Raw genomic sequence first — 22,758 nt, 5'->3', positions numbered from 1 at the left:
TCTCAAGACGCAATGTGGATGAAGCATCACATCTCGCTTTGCAAACGATTGTCGCATCACGTCGAGCCCGAAAACCCGCTGACGCTCGAACCCAATCCACATCCGCGCAAAAGTGCTTTGCTTAAATTAGGCAATCAGTTAGAATAAATTTATTACGACTAGCCGTTCTCTCCGTAGGAGAGGCGGCTAGCTTTCTTTTATGGACTTTTCTTCTACAGGATATTCGAAGCCATTCGCGTCAATACCCGAACAAGTAGACATCCTCAAAAGTCGAGGAATTGACGTAGGGGACGACGCTTACGCAGAGGATTTTCTGCGCCGTTGTGGTTATTACCGGCTATCTGGGTATACCTACTTTTACAGAAAGAATTCTTCGTCAAGCAGGGTGAAAGACGGCACTTCTCTGCGGAAGCTGGAGTTGCTCTATAACCTCGACGAGCAACTGCGCCTTGTAGTTCTCGAGGGCATTGGGCAAATTGAAATCGCGCTTCGCTTTCACGTGGGGCACCGTCTAGGCCGCCGGTCGAGTTTCGCGCATCGGAACCCCTCCTCGCTCGCGCCTTCTGCAGGCGTCTGGGCCGCAAATGACACAGCCGTATTTCGGTCCGATCAAGCGGAGTGGGTAGAGGCCTACAACCGCGAGGAAAGGCGTTCACAAGAAGAATTCGTGAAACACTTCCGCCGCCGGTACGGCTCTCGACTCCCAGTGTGGGCTGCGACCGAGGTGATGTCCCTTGGAACGCTGCGCAACCTCTTCAAGATGATGCAGGATAACGACCGCAAGCTAATCGCGGCGCGCTTCGAAATCCTTGATCGGAATGGCGATGGCGATAGCGCAACGATGGAGAAGTGGATCAACCACCTCCGACACGTGCGAAACATATGCGCACACCACGGACGGTTGTGGAATCGCACCCTCGACGTGGTCGTGCCGCCGCCAGCAAAAACAACCCTGCCCGAACTCCAACATCTAGATTCGATCGCCCTTCGCAAGGTGTACGGGACTCTGACTGTTATCCGCTTCTTCCTCGCTCGCATTCAGCCTGAGTCTTGCTGGTACGCCCGGGCACTGGACGTGATCACTGACTTTGCCCGTCAAGGGGATGTTTCGTTGAGAAACCTCGGCTTTCCCCCTGGCTGGCAGAACGAACGAATCTGGGAGCCCAAATATCGAGGCGCTCCCATCATCAGCCGGTTGGTCGATGCTATCGACGCTCTGGAATGCTTGAACAATGCAGAGGCACGGCTGCATGTGTCAACGAAAGGGAATGAGAAAGCCCAGAAGGACTGGCTCCAGTACCTTCGGTCTAGAGGCGCATTGATCGCGCACAAGCTTGGCCCCCAGACCTACTATCCCGCGTTCCAATTTGCCGAAAACAGCTTTCTGCCGATCGTCGGCCATGTGAACGCAAATCTGTTCTCGCGTATTGTGAAAATCGAAAAAGATCAAAGCGCACAGTCATTGAGAGCGCAAGAATGGTGGTCGAGCGTTTCGACCGCCAACGGTTTTGAGCTATCGCCAATCCAGCAACTCGAGATTGACCCAGACTCAGTCTTGGAGGCGAGCCGGCTTTGGTCCTCGACTGACCTAGTACCCGCTGGGCGGCAAATCGTCACCTGAAGAATCAGTCACCGACCATTCTCCACATGAATAGCAGTCGGGGTTCATCGGCTAGCCGCCAAAAACGACCAGAAAGCAGACAAAGCTGCACTGTCGCTAGCAGCGATAAAAACCGCGCCAAGAATCGCCAAGACCATAAGCAATCGCACAGTCGGGCCCCAACCAGCATGCACAGCTCCGGTGATGGTCGACCACATTCCTGCCCGCTCGATGCCTGCCCGCACCCGGTGTTTGCTCGCCACCCTAGCCACCTCCTTCACGATTGTGATGCCCGTTCACGCTGACCCTCAGCGCCTCGTGTGATCATTACCCCACAACGCACGAGGGTTTTCCACTAGGATGAGAAGACGCTTCAACCAGCCAGACACCAATATCCAACTTGTAAGCGATGATCGTACTGGCCGGTTAAAACGTTCAGACTATTTTGATGCATCTTGGGGTTGTTCTAATGAGTGTTTCAGCGGATTCGACGCGGCGCCCGACCACGAAAGAATTTTCGAAGCTCGAGGCGCGTCTACGCCGCCTAGACCGAGCCGAACACGTCGACAGGATCGAAAGAGTCTACAAATCGATGCCGGCCCCAATGCCGGCGGCAGGACTCCTCTTGCGTTCGGGCTTCTCCTTCCGAGACAAGGACACTGCGCCTGATGCCTCTGACAGAAAAGCCCCGCCGCACGCCCTGCGCCCACCCGCGACCCGCCTCATCACCAGCCGCGGAGGATCACTACGGTTCGCCCTTATAGTTTTTGCGCTGGTGCAGACGAAACGTAAACCAGGCGAGAAGGCCCGGCTGCATGAGTTCGACATCCCTATTGCAGGGGACTCAAAGCACCTTGGATGGGCGGACTTACTCGTCGCCGATGCGACTGACAGCCACAGCAACGGGGTCTATCTAACGGCTCGCGACAAGCGCGCGCGAAGTGTACGCAGCGCGCTTCGCAGGCTAGCCAAGGCTGGATTAGTTTCGATCCCGGGCGAACCGAGAGCTCGTAACCGTTTCGACGACTTTGCTCTTCTAAATGAACGTGGAGTCGAGTCCGTCGGAGAAGCCGAGGAGTATCGCGTTCCGGTACCCGGGGAATCCATTTTCGCTGTACCCAATGGCTTCATAGCGAACGGCTGGTTGCATGTCCTCGAGGACTCAGAAATCGCTCTTTTGCTTATGGTCGCGTGTCAAGAAGGCGGATGGCCTGAGGGTGGGCTCGTTGTAATTCCACCCGAAATTCGTCTCAAGAATTACGGAATCCACCGAGATGCCTACTCGTCAGCTCGAAAAACTTTGGAGTGGTTCGGCCTGCTGGAAGTCCAAGAAGTGGGCCGGCACAAAGACGGCAGAGCGGAAAACCTCGAGCTCCGGACCCACAGACTTGGCCTAAGCACTGCAGGGTTCGGAGAACACGCCCCGTCGAAAGTGATCCACGAGTTACGAACCCAGCTAGCTCGCAGTTGAAGGGCCGCTCGACCCCGCGGCAGGCGCCACGAATTCGAGCACGCCAATGGTCAGGATGCCATTTTCCCGCCGCGACTGCACCGCGGCAGGCCTGTTCCTAGAACCACGAAGCCGTATTCGCGACAGCCAAGAAGCTGCTAGCGCGTCGACTTCAATCAGCGACGGAGTGTAGCCCCGGCTGACACCAGCACCAACTCCCGCCAGCCCGTTTTCGATACGGTGTGAACACCCCCCGCAATGCCTGAAGAGGAGTATCCCTGCAGCAGTCTTGGTTCAAAAAACGACAGGAATTCGAGCAGCTCTAGAAGCTGCTCGCCGGCAGCCCCAACCAGACGGGCCACATCATTGGCATTGCCTGGCGTGGGAACGCCGAACCCCAACTTGTCTGAGGTGTAGAGTTTCACGATAGACAAACACTGCGACGGGAGCACCTGCATGACACCAGCAGTGCAACACGGTCGGCTTGCAGCGCAGGCAGCCGAAGTGCTGCTCGGGCGTATCCGTGCCGGCGAGTGGCCCCTGGGGCATAAGCTGCCGGGCGAGACGACGCTGGCCCTTGAGATCGGTGTCGGGCGCTCCACGTTGCGGGAGGCCATCCGCGAACTCGCCGGGCAAGGCGTGCTCGAAAGCCGCCAAGGCTCCGGTGTCTTTGTAATCTCGACCGACATCGCCGAGGACTGGGATGTCGTGTTGCGCCGAGTGTCTATCGCCTCAGTCATCGAGGCCCGCGTTGCAATCGAGGCCGAAGCGGCAGCACTCGCGGCGCACCGGCGGACACCATCAGACCTGCGGGCGATGCGCCGAGCACTTGCCCGCCGCTCGGGCACGGAACACCCACTCGAAGAGTTCGTTGACGTCGACATGGCGCTCCACCGGGAAGTCGTCGCGGCATCCCACAACGAAGTGCTGCTCGAACTGTTCGACGGCTTCGTGCCGCGAGTGCGCGTCGCAATGATTGAGATGCTGAAGCTGCGCCCCATCCACGACTACGACGCAGACCAAGCCGCCCACGTCGCACTCGTCGAAGCAATCGCTGAACGAAACCCGGCCGCCGCGGCCGAGTGCAGCCGGGCGCACCTCACCGGCGTGCATCGAGCCCTCTCATGAACAACAGCACCCTCATCAGCGAAAGCACCCTCGTGAGCCAAACCCCCATCGTGACCAGCAACCCCATCGTCGTCGAGCTGCGCGGCGTGACCTTCCGCCGCGGCGAGCGCACCATCCTCCACGAGGTCGACCTCACCGTGCGCGCGGGCGAACACTGGGCGCTCCTCGGTCCCAACGGCGCCGGCAAGAGCACCATCCTCGGTTTCGTGGGCGCGTCAACCCACCCGACGTCTGGAACCGTGGACATCCTCGGGCAACGCCTCGGGCGGGTGGAACTGCAGGCGCTGCGTCGTTCCATCGGGCACGTCAACCCGCGTCATCCGCTTCACGCACCCCTCACGATTCGGGATGTCGTGCTCACCGGCCTCACCGGATCCCTCGAGATTCCCGCACGCTGGGATCCCTCCGCGCAGCAGGCAAACCGCGCGACAGAACTGATCGAACAGATGGGGCTGGCAGGCAAGGATGCCCACCGCTGGCCGACGTTGTCGCAGGGAGAACGTGGCCGAGCCCTCATCGCACGCGCCCTGATCGCCGAACCTGACCTGCTACTTCTCGACGAACCCAGCACCGGGTTGGATGTCGCGGCACGCGAGCAACTCCTCGAAACCATCGATTCGCTCACCCACAACTTTCCGCGGCTGGCCTCGATTCTCGTGACGCACCACCTCGAAGAACTGCCCTCCACGACATCCCATGCCGCTTTGATTGCGAACGGTCGGATCTCGCAGGCCGGGCCAGCCGAACAGGTCTTGACCACCGAGAATGTGACGACCGCCTTCGCGCATCCGATCCGCGTCGGCCAGCACGACGGCCGCTGGTTCGCGCTGCCGGGCCGTAAGCGCTCGCTCGATCTCGCCGCGGTCTGATCGCGGCGACCATCTAGCCAGAGTCGCCTTCGCGACGTAAGGTGAGCAAATGCCACGTCTACGCAGTGTCTTCGTCTTGTCGGTCAGCGCTGTGCTTCTGGCGGGGTGCGCAACGGTAGCGGATGACGGCGCTGCCGCTCCGGAACCATCGCTATCCACTTCCCCCTCTCCCAGTGCCACCGCCACCCCCACGAAGGTGGATGTCGCCGCCGTCGCGAAGGCGGATTCGTGGCTCGAAGGCGCGGTCCTGCCGTCCGGCGCCGTGCCGTCCGAAAGCACCCCGGCATCGACCTACCCCTTCTCTTACTCGTACTACGCCTGGCCGTGCTCGCCCATGGAAACTCGGACCGCGTACTGGACCATCGCGGGTGCCGACGTAATCGATACTGCAAACTGGCTCAAAGAGCACCCCACAGCCGGTCTGAACGATCCGGTTCCGATCCCGATCACGGTTGACGATGAAACCGAATACGACACCGTGACCCTCGGCAACGTTCCCGAACCAGAATCCCTCGAAGGCATCGCCTACACCGTGAACCGCACCGCTAACGGAGTGGCCGTACGCGCGGAAATCGGAGTCTTCCGTGAAGACTCCGTGTGCCCAGAACCTCCCGACGGTGGTCGCTGGGGCGGGCCTGGTCAGGGCTAACTGCTCGAGCGGCGCACGCAACACTCGACCGTCATTTACTTTTATCCACTCGCGGAGGACCCAAATATGCGAAACCGAATCTGGTCAGTGACGAGCGGCCTGCTGGGCGCGGCCATTCTTGTGGTGCTGTTCTTCTACGGCATCCAGTACGGCACGTGGGTTGATGAAGCGGGGCCACTCAACGCGGCGCCTCCCTCATTCCTGCTCCCCTTCATCGTTGGGGGCATTGCCGGGGTCATCATGATCGGGGGCTTCGTCGTCAGCCTGCCTGGACTCAACAACGAGTCGCGCTCCAACACCTGACGCTTATGGTTACCCCATGAATACGCGAACGCTCATGCGGATTGCTGGCGTGATCATTGCGGTCATCGCCGTGGCGATCCTTTCGGGGCGCTGGGTCGACACCGCCGTCTGGGGCGCCGACGGTGCTCGTGTCATCGACACGACAAAGCAGCTCATCCGCGCTGCATCCTCGGGTGATCAAGATGCGCTCGCGTGCGAAGACTTTGCAGCGGACTTTGGTGACCCGCAAGCGTGGAACGGGTTGCGTGCCGGAGAGCCCGAACAGTTCAGCGCCGACATCTCGATCGATCGTCCGTCGCTCGACGCCTCGTGGAGCATCAACCTCGAAGGATGGAGTGAGACTAGCGACGTCAGCCCAAGTTTTGTCTTCTACCGCAAGGCCGAAAACGGGCTGTGCGTAGCGGACGTCAGATGGTGAACGATGGGTCTGGGAGCGGACTACCAGCCAGGCCATTCTTCGAACGTTTCGGATTCGTCCTCACCGCAAAACAGCATCCGGTTAGACGCAGCATTACGCTGACGAACTTCGCGATGCACTGAAAGTCGGTCATAGCGACTGCAGGTATGTCGGAATGGCCTGCAGCAATTCCCCCTCCGACGCCCACGCTTCCTGAGCAACTCAGCCGATAATATTGCACAATGACCGGACCTGAGGGCGCTTTAGGAGTGGTGCTCGAAACGATGTCCTGGGTCGGACTCGTCCCCGGCATCCCGCTGCTCCTTTTCGGGTGGATTCTCGCTCTGCGGGCGTGCAAATGGATCGCGACCACCGCCGAGGTTTTCGAAGCCGGAGGCTTTCAAGGTTTTCGGTGGTCCGATAGCGACGGCAAGCAATACTCCATCCTTCACGAGCCGTCAGAAGTTCCCATCATGGATGTCGGCGCTCAAGTCGCTCTGTATTACGACCAGTGCCATCCCTCGCGGTGGAGTCTCGCGCGGCCCCGCCGCACGAACATTGCCCTCATCATCGGCTCGATCCTCACCGGAATCGGCCTCCTGAGTATCATTGCGGGCTTCGCTCTAATGGCCTTCTGACGCGCTGAAGCGCGCCCGCGCACCTAGGTAGACTGGAGGCGGCCGGCGTGAGCACCCCGGCATCCATAATCTTCTGGGAGAAGCCCCTCGTGACTGACGTCTCAACCAATTCCCGCCAGCATGTTGCCGACACGGTATCGAACGCGATGGCTACGCCCGAGAAAGAGCAGCCCTACGGCGCCCTCGGCCTCAAGGCCGATGAGTACGCGAAGATTCGTGAGATTCTGGGCCGCCGCCCCACGAGCGGCGAGCTCGCCATGTATTCCGTCATGTGGAGCGAGCACTGCTCCTATAAGTCTTCCAAGAACTACCTTCGCCAGTTTGGCAAGAAGGTTAGCGAGAACATGACCAAGAACCTCATGGTTGGCATGGGCGAAAACGCCGGTGTTATCGATGTTGGTGAGGGTTGGGCTGTCACCTTCAAGATCGAAAGCCACAACCACCCCAGCTACATCGAGCCCTTCCAGGGTGCTGCGACCGGTGTCGGCGGCATCGTGCGCGACATCATCTCCATGGGTGCTCGCCCCGTTGCTGTCATGGATGCGCTCCGCTTCGGCGCCATCGACAATCCAGACACCGCTCGCGTTGCCAAGGGTGTCGTTTCGGGCATCAGCTTCTACGGCAATTGCCTCGGCCTGCCCAACATTGGCGGCGAAACCTACTTCGACTCCGTCTATCAGGCCAACCCGCTCGTCAACGCGCTGGCCGTGGGAGTGCTGCGCCACGAAGACCTGCACCTGGCTAACGCTCGCGGCGTGGGCAACAAGGTTGTGCTGTTCGGTGCCCGCACCGGTGGCGATGGCATCGGTGGAGCATCCATCCTCGCCTCCGATTCCTTCTCCGAAGGCGGGCCAACCAAGCGCCCCGCCGTTCAGGTCGGCGACCCCTTCGCCGAAAAGGTACTCATCGAGTGCTGCCTCGAACTCTTCCAGGGTGACCTCGTGGAGGGCATCCAAGACCTCGGTGCTGCCGGGATCAGCTGCGCGACGAGCGAGCTCGCCTCCAACGGTGACGGTGGAATGTTCATCGAACTCGAGAAGGTACTGCTGCGCGACCCCACCCTCACGGCAGAAGAAATTCTGATGTCCGAAAGCCAAGAACGCATGATGGCGATCGTGAAGCCCGAGAAGCTCGAAGGCTTCCTCAAGGTCGTTGAGAAGTGGGACGTCGAAACCAGCGTGCTCGGTGAAGTCACCGACACCGGCCGCCTCATCATCAACTGGCACGACGAAGAAATCGTGAACGTCGAGCCGCGCACCGTCGCCATCGATGGCCCCGTCTACGACCGCCCCGTTGCGTACCCCAAGTGGATCGACAAGCTTCAGGCCGACAGCGCCTCGGGCCTCGCACGCCCCAAGGACGGCATCGAGCTGCGCGACCAGATGCTGCAGCTGCTCGCGAGCCCCAACCTCGCCGACAAGAGCTGGATCACCGACCAGTACGACCGCTACGTTCTCGGCAACACCGCCCTAAGCTTCCCGGATGACGCCGGCATGGTGCGCATCGACGAAGAGAGCGGTCTCGGCTTCTCTGTCGCGACCGACGCCAACGGTCGCTTCTGCCAGCTCGACCCTTACGCCGGAGCCCAGCTTGCTCTCGCCGAAGCGTTCCGCAACGTGGCCGCCACCGGCGCCAACCCCGTCGCCGTCAGTGACTGCCTCAACTTCGGCAGCCCCGAGAACCCCGAAGTGATGTGGCAGTTCAGCAAGGCCGTTGAAGGTCTCGCGGATGCTTGCCTCGAGATGGAAATCCCCGTCACCGGCGGGAACGTCTCGTTCTACAACCAGACCGGCGATGTGCCCATCCACCCGACCCCTGTGGTCGCGGTGCTCGGCCTGATCCGTGACGTTGCTGAGCGCATCCCGAGCGGCTGGCAAGACGAAGGCAACAACATCTACCTGCTTGGCACCACCGCGCTTGAGCTAGACGGCTCGGCCTGGGCCGGCACAATCCACGACCACCTCGGTGGTCTGCCGCCCAAGGTCGACCTCGCCGGCGAACGTCGCCTCGCGGACCTCATCAAGGCTGGCAACGAGCAGAACATCATCGCCAGCGCCCACGACCTCGCCGACGGTGGACTCGCCCAAACCCTCGCCGAATCTGTCATGCGCTTCGGCGTTGGCGCTCGCGTGTGGCTCGGCGAACTGCTCGAGCGCGACGAAATCGACGCGGCTACCGCACTCTTCAGCGAATCAACCGGCCGCATGGTCGTCTCGATCCCGCGCGAAGACGACGTGAAATTCCGCGGACTCTGCGAAGGCCGCGGCTACCCTGCCGTGCGCATCGGAGTCACGGATGCCGCCTCCCCCGCACTGGAAATTCAAGACCAGTTCACGCTGACCCTCGAAGAACTGCTCACTGCTCACCAAGGAACGCTCGCGAAGGCCTTCGGCGCCTAGCGTGCAGACCATCAAGAGGGTTTACGGAGAAGTCACCGCCGCGCTCGCCCTCGGGGTGATCACGCTCGTCATCCTGCGCGCCATCACGGAAGCACAACCGTGGTGGCTCGCCGCCGCCCTGCCGTGGGTTGCGTACGCGCTCTATTTGGCGTTGCTGATGACGCGCGTCGTCGTTGTGCAGCGCCGGCATCCATGGGTTCAGCTTGCTGTCTCCGGCGTGGCGATCTTTGCCGCCATCCTCGCCGGACCGCTTGCCGTGCTCGTGGCCGTTCTCGGGCTGGCCGTGATTCTCGGCTACAACTACTGGTACTCGGTGCAGCACGTCTCGACCGAGCCAGTGCGCGTCGATGAACCGCTGCCCCTGTTCCCGCTCACCACCGTGGATGGCGCTGCCGTCGACAGCAGCGTCTTCACCCAGCAACCGCACGTGCTCATGTTCATTCGCGGTAACTGGTGCCCGTTCTGCATGGCTCAGGTCGCCCAGATCGCCGACCAGTATCGCGAGCTCGATCGCCGCGGAGTCGCCGTCGCGATCATCAGCCCCCAAAAGCCCGCCGACACCGTTGAGCTCTCGCAACGCTTCGACATCCCCGTCAACTTCTACATCGATACGGATGGCGCAGCCGCCGCCGCTCTCGACCTCGTGCAACCCGGCGGAACGCCCGTCATCTTCAGCGCCGGAGCACCCGCAGGCGGCGATACCGTCGTGCCGACCGTGATCATCACCGACGCCAGTGGAACCGTGCTCTGGGCCGAACAGACCGACAACCACCGGGTGCGGCCCGAGCCGACAACGTTCCTCGACGTGCTCGATCAGCACGGCATCCGCGCGCGCTAGCCTGCTGCGTGCCTAGTTGGCGGAATCGGGCTCGCTGCCCGACGCGATCTGCTCGTGGTGGTGAATGACCTCGGCGACGACGAAGTTGAACCACTTCTCGGCGAAGGCCGGGTCGAGGTGCGACTCTTCGGCGAGCGACTTGAGGCGTGCGATCTGGTCGCGCTCACGGTTGGGATCAGACGCGGGCAGGCCCTTGGTGGCCTTGAGACGACCAACCTGCTGCGTGTATTTGAAGCGTTCGGCAAGCAAATGGATGAGGGCCGCATCAATGTTGTCAATGCTGCGGCGAGCGCCCAGAAGCTGCTCGCGCACTTCGGGGTCGACGTTGTCGTTGTGGGCCTGATCTCCTGCTGCCATATAACGACTTTAGGGGTTCTGAAGGCTGCGTGTTTGCCACATGACGCGCGCACCGCCGAGTGAAGGTGGAAGACTGGTTTGCATGAACGATCGCGCAGGCACGACAGCCCAGGCATCCGACCTCATTGATGTGACCGAGTTGGTGGCGGCGTATTACGCGCTGGTTCCGGATGTTTCGGTGCCCGAGCAGCGGGTGGTGTTCGGTACGAGCGGCCACCGTGGCTCCGCACTCGACACCGCTTTCAATGAAGGGCACATCGCCGCCATCACGCAGGCGATCGTGGAATATCGTGCCAGCCAGGGCATCACGGGCCCGCTGTTTATTGGGCGGGACACCCACGCGCTCTCGCAGCCCGCCGAGACTACCGCGCTCGACGTGCTCGCCGCCAATGGCGTTCTCGCGCTAAAAGACGAGTTCGACGACTTCGTGCCCACTCCCGCACTGAGCCACGCGATCATTACGTACAACGCGGCCGACAACGGCGATGAGGCCGACGGCATCATCATCACCCCGAGCCACAACCCGCCCCGCGATGGTGGTTTCAAGTACAACCCGCCGCACGGTGGCCCTGCCGACAGCGATGCGACCGGCTGGATTGCTGACCGTGCGAATGCGATCATCGCTGACGGCAACACGGCCGTAAAGCACATCGGCGACGCCGGGGCTGAGAACACGACGGCGGGCAGCTACGACTTCCGCGGGCGCTACGTTGACGACCTCGAGAACATCATCGACATTGATGCGATCCGTACGGCTGGCATCCGCATCGGTGCAGACCCGCTGGGTGGTGCGAGCGTCAACTATTGGAAGTTGATCGCCGAAAAGTACGACCTCAACCTCACCGTCGTGAATCCGGACGTCGATCCGACCTGGGCATTCATGACGCTCGACTGGGACGGCAAGATTCGCATGGACCCGTCATCGAAGTCGGCCATGGCCTCTGTCGTCGCCCGCCGCGACGAGTTCGACATCCTCACCGGCAACGACGCCGACGCTGACCGCCACGGCATCGTCACGCCCGACGGCGGCCTCATGAACCCTAACCACTACTTGGCAGTAGCGATTCAGTATCTCTACACGCACCGCGAGGGCTGGAACCCGGATGCCGCTGTCGGCAAGACCCTCGTCTCGAGTTCCATGATCGACCGGGTTGCTGCCGCCATGGGCCGCGACCTCATTGAGGTGCCCGTCGGTTTCAAATGGTTTGTGCCCGGCCTCGTCGATGGCTCGGTGGCTTTCGGTGGCGAGGAGAGCGCGGGGGCAAGCTTCCTGCGCAAAGACGGCTCCGTCTGGACGACCGACAAAGACGGGATTTTGCTGGCCCTGCTGGCAGCCGAGATTCTGGCAGTGACCGGCAAAACGCCATCCGTTCTCTACGCCGAGCTCGTCGAAGAGTTCGGCGACCCGGCCTACGAACGAGTGGATGCTGTGGCCAGCAAAGAGCAGAAGGCCAAGCTGGGCAAGTTGAGCGGGGCTGCGATCGCGGCCACCGAATTGGCGGGCGACCCCATCACGGCGAAGCTCTCGGAGGCTCCCGGAAACGGCGCCGCGATCGGCGGCGTGAAAGTGACGACGGAGTTTGCGTGGTTCGCTGCGCGCCCCAGCGGCACCGAAGACGTCTACAAGATCTACGCCGAATCGTTCAAGGGTGCCGAGCACTTGCGGCTCGTGCAGGCCGAAGCGAAGGCGATTGTCGACGCGGCCCTCAACGGCTAGCGCTTCAGCGCCCACGGCTCGCTACGGGATGCTCCAGAAGTGCCCGGTGGCGTCAGGGTGGTCAACGGTGATGGTTTCGTCGAGGTCACGGTAGTTGGTGTCGAGGTTGTGGCCGACCATCTTGATGACGATTTCGCCGTCGACGGTCTCTACTGAGGAAACGACCTGAATGTGGTCGAGATAGTCGTTGTCGTTCCAGTCGAAGACGACGAGGTCGCCGACTTTGACCTGATCGCGCTGGTCAAAGGTCAACGAGGTGGCGCCAAGTTCCGGGTTTTCAGTCAGCCAGTTCTCGAAGGTGGGAACGTAGCCCCACGCTCCGCTCCAGTCTGCGGCCGCGTCGTAGTTGAACCATTCCTCGGTCATCGTCCAGCCGCGCATGAGCAGCGACTGGCTCGCAAAGTTGGCACAGTCTCCGCCCACCGAGTTGAGGTCGCCATATTCGTCAACGTTGTAGTCCTCCCAGTGCGCCATGAGGTACTGCATCTGGTTATCGACCGGGGTGGATGCCGCGTAGGTGTAGTCGAGCGTGGCTGCGGCCTGAACCGGCTCAGCATCGGCGACAACTTCAATGGCGACGGTTGTGGGTTGAAAGTCGACGGCCGACGGTACTGTCGCGGTGAGAGTTCCGCTGTCGGAAACGACAACGTTGGTGGCAGAGACTCCGCCAAAGGTAACGTCGGTGACCGCGTCGAGGGAAGCACCGGTGATGGTGATGGATTCCCCGCCTACGAGAGTGCCGGCGGTGGCACTGACCTCGTGCACTTGGGGCGTTCCGGAGGCGACGGCTGCGACATCCTCAGCAGCCGGGGATGCCGTTTCGACGGCTGAGGCAGCCAGCATGATGAGCGCGGTAATGGCCGCGACAACGCCGAGGGCTGCTGCACCGACGCCGATACGGCGCGCGAGATAAGGGGAAGACACGGCTCAATTTTCCCAGACCCTCGCCGCCAGAGAGCACCGAAACGGCATTGCCGATGGAATTCATAGGAAAGCTTTATCTAAGCCGCTCGAGTCAGCGCCCTCGGCAGGGTGAGTCGCCCCTGAGCCAGCAGCACCCCGACCAAAACGATCACGGCCCCCAGAGGCTCATGCCAGGACATTGTTTCTTTCAGGATGACGAAACCGAGGATGACGCCGATCACGGGCGTGATGTAGGTGACGGTCGAGGTGCGGGTCGGTCCCCATTCGGCGAGCACCCGGTAGTTCCAGACGTAGGCCATGCCGGTGCCGAGCACCCCGAGCGCGAGGAGGCTGGCCACCACGGGGAGGGTGAGGTTCACCGGGCCGGTCGCGACGAGCGGAGTCAGCAGAAGGTAGATGACGGCGGCGATGCCGATGTTCATCGTGGCGGAGGTGACGCCGGGCACCTTGTACGGCGCCACGAATTTGCGCTGGTAGCTCATGGCGGCGCCGTAGCAGAGCGCGGCGCCGAGGCACGCGAGCTGGCCCAACAGGCTGCCGCTGATGTCGCCCGCTTGCCACGGCGCGATGATCACGAGCACGCCAAAGATGCCCAGGGTGACGCCCGCGATCTGCGAGCGCGTGAGCTTCTCTACCCGGAACACGAGGGTGGCAAAAATAGCGGTCATGATGGGCGTTGTCGCGTTGTAGATGCTCGCGAGGCTCGAGCTCACGTACTGCTCAGCCCACGCGAACAGCAGGTACGGAAACACGGCGAAGAGGAACGCGAGCACTGTGAAGTGCGCCCACACGATGGGCTGGCGCGGGAGCTTCCGGCGGCTGACCGCAAACACCACGACGAGCGCGAGAGCGCCGAGCACTGCCCGGCTCCAGGCGACCTGGCCGAAGCTCACGCCATCCAGGGCCACTTTGATGAAGAAAAAGCTTGAACCCCAGACGAGGCCGGCTGCGGCAAAGCGCAGCGTCGTACCCAGAGTGGATGCCGTGTCGTGCTTTTCGACCCGACCAGCGGAAGCAGTGGGGCGGCTCACGCGCGCGACTCCTGCTCGAGGCGGGCGAGCAGCCCGGCCTTCACCTCTGGCCAGTCTGTGTCGATCACGGAGTACACCGCGGTGTCGCGCCACGAGCCGTCGGCCCGCAGCAGGTGTTGGCGCTGGATGCCTTCGAAGGTCGCACCGAGCTTGAGGATGGCGGCGCGCGAACGGGCGTTGATGGCATCCGCTTGGAGTCGCACGCGGTTGTAGCCGTTGCCGAAGGCGAAGCCGAGCAGCAGGAGTTTCGTTTCGGGGTTCACGGCGGTGCCCCACACGGTCGGGTCGTAGGCGGTCCAGCCGATGTGCGCGTTGGCATTGGCCTCGTCAAGGTCTCCAAGGGTGCTCACGCCGACGAGCCGTCCGGCGTCGGGGCCACCATCGACACCAGCGCCAGAGTTCACGCGCACCGCGAACGGCATCCGGTCGGTGTAACCGAGGTAGCCGGCGCGCATCCATTCCACGAAGGATGCTTCATCGGCGGGCAATCCTGCGGGTCCTCCGCCGTAGCCTCCCGCGAAGACCGCGGGCACTCCGAGGGCGGGCCAGAGCGCAGCAAGGTGCGCTTCGGTCAGGGGCTCAACGGAGACAAAAGTTCCCTGAAGGATGCGGGGCTGCGGGCGCGTTACGGTCACTCCCAAATCCTCCCACCCTGCGGAGCCTGCGTACCCGCGGTTTTCGGACTTTCACCCACCGATTACGGCCGTTTAGTCCAGCAATCCGCGATTGGCTACCCGCGGCGTGCGGCAGTGCGGGAGTCGTCAGAGACTTGGCTTGGTCCAGATGAGGGAGTAGCGCCACAAAGCGAGCCGAGTCCACCTCGCTCCGGGAAGCACTCGCGCCGCAGCGCGCCGAACGTCAGCGTAGCTGTGCGGCGGGGGCCAGACGACCGGTGCGGAATGCTCCCACGAACTAGCAAGCCGACGATACCGGCGTTGCTCCACGAGCCCCGCGAGGTCATAGACGAAATCGATCGGTCGCGTCGACCGGGCCAACCCCACGACGGCTATCACGCCGCCGGGTACCGTTAGTTCCGCCAACCGGGCAAGCGTGCTTTCAAGGTCCGGCATGTGATGGATGGTTGCCACCGAAGCCACGACGTCGAACGAGGCCGGGCGAAACGGATAGGTCAATGCGTCGCCCTGAAGCCAGGTGACGCGGTCGGTCTCAGCGCGCGCGTATTCCAGCACGGCGGCGTCGATGTCGATCCCTGTGACACTCGGCACACGCTCACGAAGTGCGGCCGCCAGTAGTCCGTTGCCGGTCCCGACGTCGAGCGCGTTGCGTGCGCTCGCGGGCACGGCATCAAGAATGCGACGGTAATAGTGGATGTTATGGTTCCACCGCGCTGACAAATTGACTACCAAGGTTCGGAGAATTCGCCCGCGGCGCTACCGCGCTCGTGTGACTCCGATTGAGCCCGCCGAGCGCCTACAACGACCAGAATCACTCCGGTCAGGGCCAGGCTGATGTTCACGAGGAAGTAGATGAAGCCTTCTGTTCCGCCAGCGCTGACCACTGAGAACGAGCTAAGCGTGCCTGCTAACGCGAGAAAAACCGTCACGAGTCCCACAATCGTGACAGCGCCAAGACTCTTTCCGGGCGTCATCGATCGCAGACCGACCGCGAGAGTGAAGGCCGCGAACCCGATTACGGCCACGAGCAGGAGGATCAGGGCGAGCGGATCGTCGATCATTCCTTCTCGACGCCAGAAAAGGGAGAGGAAGAGCAAGACCAGCATCGCGGCAGAACCATACTTTAGGAATCTGATGATTACTCCTCTCGTCGACGGTTTTTCGACCGTACCAGTCCACCCTGAACTGGCGCCACCACACGTTCGCTCGACTGCACGCCCGCCCCGCCCCGCCCACGCAGAAGCGGCACGCCCCGAATCTCTCCGGTGCGTGCCGCTTGAGTGCGAACTGAGTGTCGAGGCTTAGTCGACGAGGTCGTGACGAACGATGATTTCGTCGCGGCCGGGGCCAACACCGATTGCTGACATGCGGGCGCCGCTCATTGCTTCAATGGCGAGCACGTAGTCTTGCGCGTTCTTGGGCAGGTCTTCGAAGGTGCGAGCGCCGGTGATGTCTTCGTCCCAGCCGGGGAACTCTTCGTAGATCGGCACCGAGTGGTGGAAGTCAGACTGCGATACAGGCATCTCATCGAAGCGCACACCGTCAACGTCATACGCGACACACACGGGGATCGTCTTGAGGCCGGTGAGCACATCAAGCTTGGTGAGCACGAAGTCGGTGACTCCGTTGACGCGTGCCGTGTAGCGGGCGATGGGGGCGTCATACCAACCACAGCGACGCGGGCGCCCGGTGGTGGTGCCGAATTCGAAACCGTTAGAGCGCAAGAACTCGCCAGACTCATCGTGCAGTTCGGTCGGGAACGGGCCAGCACCCACACGCGTTGTGTAGGCCTTGACGATTCCGATGATGCGCTCGAGGCGGTTGGGGGCAACGCCCGAACCGGTAGCCGCGCCACCCGAGGTGGAGTTGGAGGACGTGACGAACGGGTACGTGCCGTGGTCAACATCCAGCATCGTGGCCTGGCCGCCCTCGAAGAGCACAATCTCGCCATCGTCGAGTGCCTTGTTCAGCAGCAGACCGGTGTCGGCGACCATGGGGCGCAGACGGTCGGCATAGCTGAGCAACTCGGTGACGATCTCTTCAACCTCGATTGCGCGACGGTTGTAGACCTTCACGAGCAGGTGGTTCTTCTGGTCAAGAGCGCCCTCAACCTTTTGGCGAAGAATGTTCTCGTCAAAAAGGTCTTGAACTCGGATGCCGACGCGGTTGATCTTGTCGGCATACGCCGGACCAATTCCGCGGCCGGTCGTGCCGATTTGGCGCTTGCCGAGGAAGCGTTCCGTCACCTTGTCGAGGGTGCGGTGGTAGTTGGTGATGATGTGCGCGTTGGCACTCACCAGCAGTTTGGAGACGTCGACTCCGCGGGCGATCAGGGCGTCCAGTTCTTCAAAGAGAACTTCGGGGTCGATGACGACACCGTTGGAGATGATCGGGGTGACGCCCTCGGTGAGGATGCCCGACGGCAGGAGGTGAAGCGCGTACTTTTCGTCGCCGATCACGACCGTGTGACCGGCGTTGTTGCCGCCGTTGAATTTCACGACATAGTCGATGCGGCTACCGAGGAGGTCGGTTGCTTTTCCCTTGCCCTCGTCGCCCCATTGGGCGCCGATGATGACGATTGCTGGCATGGTGGATCCCTTCGAAGAAGTGGGGGGATTACACCTCAGTCTACCCGAGAGCAGTCTTTTGCTTGTCGTAGCGATTTCTTGCGTGGCGGCGTTGCTGGGGACTCCGTGAGAATCGTGAGCCATCGTCGCCAGCGTCAGTGGTTCGTGTCAGCATGAATCATGTTCCGGATGCCACTGCAACACGTTTCCCCCGCCGAATCGCCCCGCGCCCTGTGCGCGATCGTTCCTCCGTTTTTGTTGTCGCGAATCGCGACGCTCGACGACCCCCGCTTTGAGCGAGCAGCCCATGCCGCGCAGCGATCCCTCATCGACATCGGGCATGACCACCTCGATCATGGGCGCCACGAACACACACTTCCACCGCGGTCACTTCGACCTGACGAGCCAGCGGAGCGCGGCATTGTGAGCCGCGCCATTTCGGACGCCCAGACCGGGGAGACTCTGCCCGGCATCCTCGTGCGCTCAGAAGGAGAGCCCGAGACAGGCGACGCTTCGGTGACGGAGGCCTATGACGGCCTCGGCTACACGTTCGCGTTGTTCTGGGAGGTGTTTGAGCGTGACTCGATCGACGATCGTTCGTCGCCGCTCGAAGCAACCGTGCACTTCGGCTCGCTCTACGACAATGCCTTTTGGGATGGCAGCCGCATGGTCTTCGGCGATGGTGACGGTGAAATTTTCACCGGCTTCACTCGCTCCCTCAGCGTCATCGGCCACGAGCTTGCACACGGAGTCACCGAGTTCACCGCTGGACTCGTCTATCGCGGCCAGAGCGGCGCCCTCAATGAGCACGTCTCCGACGTGTTTGGGGCACTCGTCGAGCAGCACGCCTGGCGCCAGACCGCGGCCGAAGCATCGTGGTTAGTCGGCGAAGGCATCTTCACCGATGAGGTCGAGGGCAATGCTCTGCGGTCTCTCAAAGCGCCCGGCACCGCCTACGACGACGATGTGCTCGGCAAAGACCCTCAACCCGCCCACTGGGATGACTTCATCGTCACGCGAGACGACAACGGGGGCGTGCACCTCAACTCGGGAATCCCCAACCGCGCTTTCTGGAGCATTGCCGACACTCTTGGCGGCTTCGCGTGGGAGCGCGCCGGGCAGATTTGGTACGACACCCTCACCAACGGTTCGCTCACACCCCGCAGCGAGTTCTCCGAGTTCGCGGCTGCCACCATCGCGGCTGCGGTAGCGCGCTTCGGTGACGGCTCTGACGAACAGCGCGCGGTCGAAGCCGGATGGGCGTTAGTCGGAGTGGTTCCCGCCGAAGCGTGACGCCGTGAGCTGGAACCCCGCTCGCAGGTGCTGTGTTGGTTCGCACCCTGTTCGTCGCAGCCTGTTCGTCTGCACCCTGTTCGCCTGCACGGCAACGGGATAGCATGCACGTGTGAAGGTACAGGTGTGGCGCAGCGGTGGGCTTCTCGGTCGCCGCATCGAATGGGATGTCGTCGTAGATGAGCAGCCCGACCCCGAGCGGTGGTACGTGCTGCTTGCAGAACTGCCGTGGCACGAGCATCCGGTCGAAAACACGATGCCCGACCGCTACACCTACGAAATTCACTGTGAACCGCACGAGGCGGTCATCCCCGAGCAGCAGCTCGTTGGTCCGTGGCGTGAACTCGTTGATCGCGTGCGCGAGGCTTCACAGCCCTCACGCCCTGCACCCGAGCCGCAGCCCGCACCTTCGCCTCAACCCAAACCCGAGCCCGAGCCCGAGCCCGAAATCGAATGCGACTAGCGCTCCGCAGCGCACCTACTAGTAGCCGTATACACACGCCGTGATAGTGCTCGACTGGGTGGCCTTGATGGCGGTGGCGCGGCCGGAGGTGATCGCGTAGGAATCGGCGGGTGGATAGTAGGTCGTCGGCACAGTCGTGTATTGATAACCAGAAGAGGGTGACGGCGACCAACCCACGTAGTTCACCGTCTTGCCTGCACTCAGGATGCGGTTCTTCGCTGCGGCGAGGTTCACTGTTGCCTCCCACCCAAAGTAGAAGGGGTTGGCTTGCAGGTCGGTCACCTTGCCCGTAGCGGTGACGGTGACACAGGCCTGCGTGTCTGTCCAGGTAGCGTGCGTCTGCGTCACCGAGTAGTAGCTGCTGGCACCCGGAGCAGCAATGGGCACACTGCTCACACAGATCGTGATGATCAGCTGCTGAGTATCGGTGAGGAGTCGGTTGTTATAGGACTCATTCCAGTTCGAACCGCCTGAGCCGGCACCCGTAATCACAAGAGTGGTTGGACTAGCAGAGCTGGTCGAGAATGACGCCTGCGTCGAACCCCGCGAGTAGATTCCGCCGGATCCCGTGCGGCCGTTGAACGGTGGCAAGGTCATGTCGGCATGCAGTTCCCACGCGCGCGGAGTGGCATCCGTTCCTCGCACGGTCACGTCGACGCAGAAGCTGGAACTTGTCGCGGAGGCCGGGATATCCCAGGCGGTCGAGTCGAGCGAGGTTGAGGTGTTTCCCGCGACGATCACTATAGAGCTCGGGGTAGGGGCGGAGCTGCCCCATGTGCCGGTCGAGGCTTCAGCGACGAACACAGCGGGGTCAGTCCAGGCCGCAACCGTCGTGTTCGGCGTGGCAGCGGTCGCGCCAGCAAAGAGTGCCACGGTCGCTGCTAGCGCAACGATTGTCACAAGAATGCGTTTCATCAGCCTGTTCATTCCTCCGTCACAGCGGCAGCGCCGGAGAGCGCCAACTGGTCGTCAGCTTCGCTGCTCTCGGCGAGCTTGCGAGGGTTCGACGGGAGCACCGTCAAGAGAATCGACGCAACAATCGCGACGAAGAGCGGGATGCCGATCATCGGCGAGCCAAGCGCAGTCAGCACGGAGCCTGCTCGGGAGATAGTGAGCACCGGATGCAGCGCAGTGTCACCGAGCGCATACTCGTAGGTTTCAGCATCCGGAGCATCATTGTCGTCACCCTGCATTTCGAAGTACACAGCGTCACCATCGGTCGCGACATTAATAATGCGGTGCGTGATGAGATTGCCAGTGATCGTGGAAGGCAGGCTAGCGATATCTCCCACGGCAAGATCTTCGACGGGAACGGGGAACGCGACGAGCAGGTCACCGGTTCGAATCGCCGGCTGCATCGACTCCGACACCACCACGAGCGGCTGAATCAGGCCGAACGCGTGAGCAATCCAGAGCACTCCGGTGAGCGCGCCAATGACGGCCATGACCCACAGCAGCCCATCACCGGCAGCCCGGATTACTTTCATCGCGCGCACTAGGGCACATCCGTAGAGCCGCTGAAGACAATCTCGACCGCGCCGGAGGAGAGGCCCTGATATGAAGTGGGCCAGCTCGTCGGCGTCGTGACGACAACGTTCAGCGGAAGGGTCGCGTTAGCAGCGAGAACTGTTGAGGTGAATGCGGCGGCACTCGTGCGAACCTCGATCGTGGCCGGCGCAGACCCACCGAAGATGCTGTTGCTGCTGACGGCGAGAGGGTTCAGCGACACATTGAGAGGCAGATCCCCGCCGTTGCGCACACAGATAGCGACTGTGCGCTGTTGATTAGGCACAAGGGCAGAAAACTCTCCCGACGCGAGAGTGATGGCAACGGCACCCGCGCTGGTGTCTGCTTCGACGTAGGGCGACCCTTGAGCGGTCGGGCAGGTGCCGTTGACCGCCAGGGCTCCGTAGAGCTCGATGGATGCCGCTTTCGCGCTGGCAGAAAGGGTCGTCTGGGCAGTCCACGCGGCGCTCGTGGCGGCAGCACCAATACCGACCAGAGCCACGCTGGCCAGCGCCAGTCGGATGATCGTTGAAGTCTTTCGGGATTTGCTCCCGGGCAGCACAGACATAATCTCCCCCCAGAGACTGCGAGCAACCATTCTTCCGATTTATGGTTGCACTGCGACGCTATCCCGCGCGCCGGAAAAACAATAATGCGTCAGCGTTTCAGGCGCGAACTGGGGGGTGGCACGAACTCCCTCACGGAGCGCCTCCCCTCCTTCATCCCTCGTCGAAATGTCTTAGCGCAGCGGGTCGAAGGCGGTGAGCAGCGGGTGCTTGTCGCCACCGGTGATGGAGTCGGCGAGAATCCGCCCCGTCAATGGTCCGAGGGTGACGCCCCACATGCCGTGACCGCCGGCGACGTGAACGCGCGGCGAGCGCGTGCCTCCGACAAGCGGTAGGCCGTCGGGAGTGCAGGGGCGCGAGCCGACCCACTCTTCTTCGCGGGCATCCCAGTCGACGCCGTCGAACATCGGGCTGGCCGCGTTGACGATGGTTTGGATGCGACGAGAATCGGCAGGCGCATCGACCGACCGGAACTCCATCATGCCTCCCACGCGCAGCCGATCCCCGAGGGGCGTGCAGGCTACGCGTTGGGCGGGCAGGTAGATCGGGTGTGTCGGAATCACAGGCGGCTTCACGCTGAAGCTGTAGCCGCGGCCCGACTGCACAACTTGGCGCACGCCGAACTGGCGGGCGAGGTCACCAAGCCAGGTTCCGGTCGCGATGACGACTTCGTTGCTGAGTACCGCGTTCTGGCCCTCGACATCAACGGCAACTCCGGCAGCACCGAGGTCGCGGATGCCGGTCGCTTTCGCGCCTTCCACGATCGTGGCTCCGCGAGCGCGCACTGATGCCGCCAGCACCTCCATGAACGAGGGAGGGTTGATGAAACGCTGGCCATCCACGCGCAGCCCATGCGTCACGAGCTTGGAGACGCTCGGCTCAAACTCGCGCAGCTCGTCGCCGGTGATCTTCTCAAAGCTCACGTGACCGCCGCCGGCCGCGACCTCATCGAATTCGTGGGTGATGACACGGCGGTCGGATTCATTAGTGAAAGCAGCAAGGAAGGGGTCGGCGTGCTTGAGGGCTGCAGAGACTCCGCCGTCTTCCATCCGGTCGAAGGATTCGAGACTCCACTTGTTGATCTCGGCGAACGTGACCATGTTGCGGCGCCACATCTTGGGCGTCGAGTGACGCGCAAAGCCGGCGAGGAAGCGCAGCAGCGTCGAGTTGGCGGCGACCGGAACGTACACGGGCGAGGTGGGGTCGATAACCGCTTTGATGCCGACCTTGAAGATCGAGGGCTCCGGCAGCGGAAGTGTCAGTGCGGGAGCAACCCAGCCGGCGTTACCGAGCGAAGCACCAGCGGCAACGCCCGTGCGGTCGAGCACGGTGACCTCCACGCCACGCTCCTGCAAGAACCAGGCCGTTGACAGCCCTACGATTCCGGCGCCAATAATGGTGACTTTCGCGGGCTGTGTCATAGTTCCC

Annotated in this window: 23 protein-coding genes; 12 read left to right on the top strand and 11 right to left on the bottom strand. The window is 62.2% G+C overall.

Going from position 1 to position 22,758, the window contains the following annotated elements; genetic code table 11:
- Positions 1-199: 199 nt before the first annotated feature.
- The 9 genes from I6E73_RS02385 (at position 200) to I6E73_RS02345 (ending at position 10,271) form a co-directional block, all read left to right on the top strand.
- Positions 200-1,621 carry an Abi family protein gene (locus tag I6E73_RS02385; protein WP_197122830.1) on the top strand — a complete coding sequence of 474 codons (1,422 nt, stop codon included), beginning with the start codon at positions 200-202 and terminating at the stop codon, positions 1,619-1,621.
- Between the two features lie 1,885 nt (positions 1,622-3,506).
- Complete coding sequence (locus I6E73_RS02380; RefSeq protein ID WP_197122828.1) at positions 3,507-4,178, top strand: FadR/GntR family transcriptional regulator; 672 nt, start codon at positions 3,507-3,509, stop codon at positions 4,176-4,178.
- Positions 4,175-5,047, top strand: coding sequence for an ABC transporter ATP-binding protein (locus I6E73_RS02375; protein ID WP_231600521.1), 873 nt, complete (start codon positions 4,175-4,177; stop codon positions 5,045-5,047). The genes I6E73_RS02380 and I6E73_RS02375 overlap by 4 nt, the downstream gene beginning before the upstream one ends.
- Positions 5,048-5,096: 49 nt before the next feature.
- Positions 5,097-5,696: a hypothetical protein gene (locus tag I6E73_RS02370; RefSeq protein WP_197122826.1), complete on the top strand. Its 600-nt coding sequence runs from the start codon at positions 5,097-5,099 to the stop codon at positions 5,694-5,696.
- 66 nt (positions 5,697-5,762) lie between these two features.
- Positions 5,763-5,999, top strand: coding sequence for a hypothetical protein (locus I6E73_RS02365; protein ID WP_197122824.1), 237 nt, complete (start codon positions 5,763-5,765; stop codon positions 5,997-5,999).
- A gap of 16 nt (positions 6,000-6,015) precedes the next feature.
- Positions 6,016-6,417, top strand: coding sequence for a hypothetical protein (locus I6E73_RS02360; RefSeq protein WP_231600520.1), 402 nt, complete (start codon positions 6,016-6,018; stop codon positions 6,415-6,417).
- 221 nt (positions 6,418-6,638) lie between these two features.
- Positions 6,639-7,034 carry a hypothetical protein gene (locus I6E73_RS02355; protein ID WP_231600518.1) on the top strand — a complete coding sequence of 132 codons (396 nt, stop codon included), beginning with the start codon at positions 6,639-6,641 and terminating at the stop codon, positions 7,032-7,034.
- A gap of 146 nt (positions 7,035-7,180) precedes the next feature.
- A complete protein-coding gene (gene purL / locus I6E73_RS02350) occupies positions 7,181-9,433 on the top strand; it encodes a phosphoribosylformylglycinamidine synthase subunit PurL (RefSeq protein WP_197125041.1) in 2,253 nt (750 codons plus the stop codon).
- Position 9,434: 1 nt separating this feature from the next.
- Positions 9,435-10,271, top strand: a complete 837-nt coding sequence (locus tag I6E73_RS02345; RefSeq protein WP_197122822.1) for a redoxin domain-containing protein — start codon at positions 9,435-9,437, stop codon at positions 10,269-10,271.
- Positions 10,272-10,283: 12 nt separating this feature from the next.
- Here I6E73_RS02345 and I6E73_RS02340 read toward each other — a convergent pair whose 3' ends face one another.
- Positions 10,284-10,628 (bottom strand): chorismate mutase, encoded by a 345-nt coding sequence (locus tag I6E73_RS02340; protein WP_197122820.1) that lies wholly within the window; start codon positions 10,626-10,628, stop codon positions 10,284-10,286.
- Between the two features lie 82 nt (positions 10,629-10,710).
- Here I6E73_RS02340 and pgm point away from each other — a divergent pair, with 82 nt between their 5' ends.
- A complete protein-coding gene (pgm, locus tag I6E73_RS02335; protein ID WP_197122818.1) occupies positions 10,711-12,345 on the top strand; it encodes a phosphoglucomutase (alpha-D-glucose-1,6-bisphosphate-dependent) in 1,635 nt (544 codons plus the stop codon).
- A gap of 21 nt (positions 12,346-12,366) precedes the next feature.
- Here pgm and I6E73_RS02330 read toward each other — a convergent pair whose 3' ends face one another.
- The 6 genes from I6E73_RS02330 to I6E73_RS02305 form a co-directional block, all read right to left on the bottom strand.
- Complete coding sequence (locus I6E73_RS02330; protein WP_197122816.1) at positions 12,367-13,269, bottom strand: amidase domain-containing protein; 903 nt, start codon at positions 13,267-13,269, stop codon at positions 12,367-12,369.
- 77 nt (positions 13,270-13,346) lie between these two features.
- Positions 13,347-14,300: a DMT family transporter gene (locus I6E73_RS02325; RefSeq protein ID WP_307784200.1), complete on the bottom strand. Its 954-nt coding sequence runs from the start codon at positions 14,298-14,300 to the stop codon at positions 13,347-13,349.
- Positions 14,297-14,935 (bottom strand): GNAT family N-acetyltransferase, encoded by a 639-nt coding sequence (locus tag I6E73_RS02320; RefSeq protein WP_197122814.1) that lies wholly within the window; start codon positions 14,933-14,935, stop codon positions 14,297-14,299. Before I6E73_RS02320 ends, I6E73_RS02325 begins: the two co-directional genes overlap by 4 nt.
- A 126-nt stretch (positions 14,936-15,061) precedes the next feature.
- Positions 15,062-15,667 carry a bifunctional 2-polyprenyl-6-hydroxyphenol methylase/3-demethylubiquinol 3-O-methyltransferase UbiG gene (locus tag I6E73_RS02315; protein ID WP_197122812.1) on the bottom strand — a complete coding sequence of 202 codons (606 nt, stop codon included), beginning with the start codon at positions 15,665-15,667 and terminating at the stop codon, positions 15,062-15,064.
- Positions 15,661-15,996: a hypothetical protein gene (locus I6E73_RS02310; RefSeq protein WP_197122809.1), complete on the bottom strand. Its 336-nt coding sequence runs from the start codon at positions 15,994-15,996 to the stop codon at positions 15,661-15,663. Before I6E73_RS02310 ends, I6E73_RS02315 begins: the two co-directional genes overlap by 7 nt.
- A gap of 240 nt (positions 15,997-16,236) precedes the next feature.
- Positions 16,237-17,523 carry an adenylosuccinate synthase gene (locus I6E73_RS02305; RefSeq protein WP_197122807.1) on the bottom strand — a complete coding sequence of 429 codons (1,287 nt, stop codon included), beginning with the start codon at positions 17,521-17,523 and terminating at the stop codon, positions 16,237-16,239.
- A 168-nt stretch (positions 17,524-17,691) separates the two neighbouring features.
- On the opposite strand from I6E73_RS02305, the gene I6E73_RS02300 reads away from it, so the two are divergent.
- The gene (locus I6E73_RS02300) at positions 17,692-18,795 is read left to right on the top strand and encodes a M4 family metallopeptidase (protein WP_197122805.1); all 1,104 of its coding nucleotides are present in this window, start codon (positions 17,692-17,694) and stop codon (positions 18,793-18,795) included.
- A gap of 112 nt (positions 18,796-18,907) precedes the next feature.
- Positions 18,908-19,258 (top strand): protealysin inhibitor emfourin, encoded by a 351-nt coding sequence (locus tag I6E73_RS02295; protein ID WP_231600516.1) that lies wholly within the window; start codon positions 18,908-18,910, stop codon positions 19,256-19,258.
- An 18-nt stretch (positions 19,259-19,276) separates the two neighbouring features.
- On the opposite strand, the gene I6E73_RS02290 is transcribed toward I6E73_RS02295, so the two are convergent.
- The 4 genes from I6E73_RS02290 to I6E73_RS02275 form a co-directional block, all read right to left on the bottom strand.
- Entirely contained in the window at positions 19,277-20,173 is an 897-nt protein-coding gene (locus I6E73_RS02290; RefSeq protein ID WP_197122803.1) for a hypothetical protein, read from the bottom strand.
- Positions 20,174-20,181: 8 nt separating this feature from the next.
- Positions 20,182-20,745 (bottom strand): signal peptidase I, encoded by a 564-nt coding sequence (locus tag I6E73_RS02285; RefSeq protein WP_197122801.1) that lies wholly within the window; start codon positions 20,743-20,745, stop codon positions 20,182-20,184.
- 8 nt (positions 20,746-20,753) lie between these two features.
- Complete coding sequence (locus I6E73_RS02280; protein ID WP_197122799.1) at positions 20,754-21,332, bottom strand: hypothetical protein; 579 nt, start codon at positions 21,330-21,332, stop codon at positions 20,754-20,756.
- A gap of 171 nt (positions 21,333-21,503) precedes the next feature.
- Entirely contained in the window at positions 21,504-22,751 is a 1,248-nt protein-coding gene (locus I6E73_RS02275; RefSeq protein WP_197122797.1) for an FAD-binding oxidoreductase, read from the bottom strand.
- Between the last annotated feature and the right edge of the window lie 7 nt (positions 22,752-22,758).

Origin of the sequence: Salinibacterium sp. SWN248 (assembly GCF_015864575.1) — a bacterium.
In the GTDB taxonomy this organism is placed as follows: domain Bacteria; phylum Actinomycetota; class Actinomycetes; order Actinomycetales; family Microbacteriaceae; genus Rhodoglobus.
The sequence above is the reverse complement of the archived record's forward strand: the minus strand, read 5'-3'. Positions and strand labels throughout refer to the sequence as shown.